Consider the following 2,369-nt stretch of genomic DNA (forward strand, 5'->3'; position numbering starts at 1 on the left):
GAACCCTACCATAAATTATATTTTCTAATGAGACTGCCTTGTCATTGGCTTCAACACACAACACCAAAATAGCCAAAGCGATAATGATGATCAAAAAAATGATTCGGAAAAATCAAAAAAAATTGGAGATAAAGAAAAAATACTTGTAAAAAGTAAGGTGGCACGAATCTGGGATTTACTTCTACTTTCAATACGGGTTTCCCATTATTAGATTGATTTTTTCAATCAAATCTTAAATTAAGACAAGTAATATTACAAAAATAACCTCGTCAGAATACAAGATTAACCCATATTTAAGCAGTTAAGTATCAATCATCATTTTCTTAAATCGGATAGCTTTTCAAATAATATAATCAAAAATGAATTTAAAATGGTGAAAAATAGATTTTTAAAAGGGAATTCAATACTTTTGTTGAACATGAATATTATGGGCCATTTTGACAGTTTGATGATTTTTATTATTGTAACCGTTTACATCTATATATTTAACCTGTTTATCTTGATCATGGTTGTGGATTACAAGATATTTCACATTGATGTATCTCAACAAAATCATTAGCGAATGGAGGTTAACCCATGGTTAACACGATGGCGTTCAATAAGAATGATTCACGTTCCTTCCTCACAGAAGAACACTTATTATTTAAACAATCAATTCGTGAATTTCTCGACAAGGAAGCTATCCCCTTTTATGATCAGTGGGAAAAAGAGGGGGAAGTACCTCGCTCATTTTGGAAAAAGATTGGGGATAATGGATTTTTATGTCCATGGCTTGATGTGGAATTCGGTGGTGTAGGAGCAGATTTTGGGTATTCAGTTGTTCTGGCAGAGGAATTGGAAATGGTTGGATCAGCCTTAGTAGGAATTTCAATTCATTCTGATGTTGTGGCCCCGTATATTGCTTCATTCGGAACAATAGATCAAAAACAAAGGTATTTACCCAAGTTCATTTCAGGAGAAATGATTTCTGCCTTTGCAATGACAGAGCCAGGAATGGGTTCAGAATTAGCAAATATCCAAACCACAGCCATCAAGAAAGATGGGTATTATATTGTCAATGGAGCCAAAACGTTTATCACAAATGGCTTTAAAGCTGACTTATTGATTGTAGCATGTAAAACTGATCTTGATGCTGTTCCTTCCAATGATGGAATCAGTTTGTTGCTCATTGATAAAGATACGCCAGGGCTTACACGAGGCAGAAAGCTTGAAAAAGCAGGCCAGAATAGCTCAGAAACAGCCGAACTATTTTTCGATGATGCTTCAGTTCCTGTTGGGAACATCCTTGGAGAGGAAGGGAAGGGCCTTTCATATATAATGCAAAAACTGCAGCAGGAAAGACTTATGTGTGCGATTGGGTCTTTAATGGCAGCTAAGGACATGCTCCACTTAACGATGAATTTTATAAAAGGACGAAAAGCATTTGGTAAGAAAATAAGTAAATTTAATAACGCACAGTTTACCATTGCTGAAATAGCGACCGATATTCAGCTGGGTAGAACGTTTGTTGATGGTTTGATCTGTAAACATATGAATGGGGAGAATATCATAACTGAAGTATCGATGGCTAAATATTGGATTACGGAGATGTCAAAGCGAATATCTGAAAAGTGCATGCAGTTACATGATGGGTACGGAAATATGGGTGATTATAAAATTGCCCGGCGTCATCGAGACATTCCTGTGACAGCATTCTATACAGGGTCAGATGAAATAGTGAAAACCCTCATCGCTAAAAATATCGGGTTTTAATTCAATTTTAATAACTTAAAATCTATTAACTACCTTAATTAAAATGAGGTAGTTTTTTTCTTTCCATTTTTTCAATGTAATTACATTGAACTAGTTTATTTTAATAAAAGGTTTAATATTTTATCGTATGGGTATAAGAGACTGTGCATATAAAAGCGAAATGAACTTGTAAAATTTGTAATTGTATGCGAATGATGGAGGTGCTTGTCGTGTTAAAAATTGAAAATGTATCGAAAGTCTATAAGGGAGGGAAGAAAGCTGTAAAGAATATAACACTTGATATAAAAAAAGGGGAGTTCATCTGTTTCATTGGTCCGAGTGGCTGTGGGAAAACAACGACAATGAAAATGATTAATCGCCTGATTGAACCGTCCGAAGGTAAGATACTCATAAATGGAGAAAATATAATGGAAAAGGATCCGGTCGAGCTTAGAAGACAGATCGGGTATGTAATTCAACAAATTGGTCTTTTCCCTCATATGACGATTCTTGAAAATATCACCCTCGTTCCAAAACTACTTAAATGGAGTGATCAAGAGAAAAAAGAACGTGCGCTAGAATTGTTGCAGCTCGTTGATATGGGTCCCGAATATTTAGAACGGTATCCCTACGAACTG

At 35.2% G+C, this 2,369-nt stretch carries 2 protein-coding genes; both read left to right on the top strand.

Features of this window, described 5'->3' with window-relative positions; translation table 11 throughout:
• Positions 1–576: 576 nt before the first annotated feature.
• The gene (locus tag AC1DUW_RS26145) at positions 577–1,752 is read left to right on the top strand and encodes an acyl-CoA dehydrogenase family protein (protein ID WP_477643853.1); all 1,176 of its coding nucleotides are present in this window, start codon (positions 577–579) and stop codon (positions 1,750–1,752) included.
• A 209-nt stretch (positions 1,753–1,961) separates the two neighbouring features.
• The coding region (locus AC1DUW_RS26150; protein ID WP_477643854.1) for an ATP-binding cassette domain-containing protein at positions 1,962–2,369 on the top strand (408 nt) is incomplete at its 3' end.

It is taken from the genome of Peribacillus sp. P4_C12 (assembly GCF_056402095.1).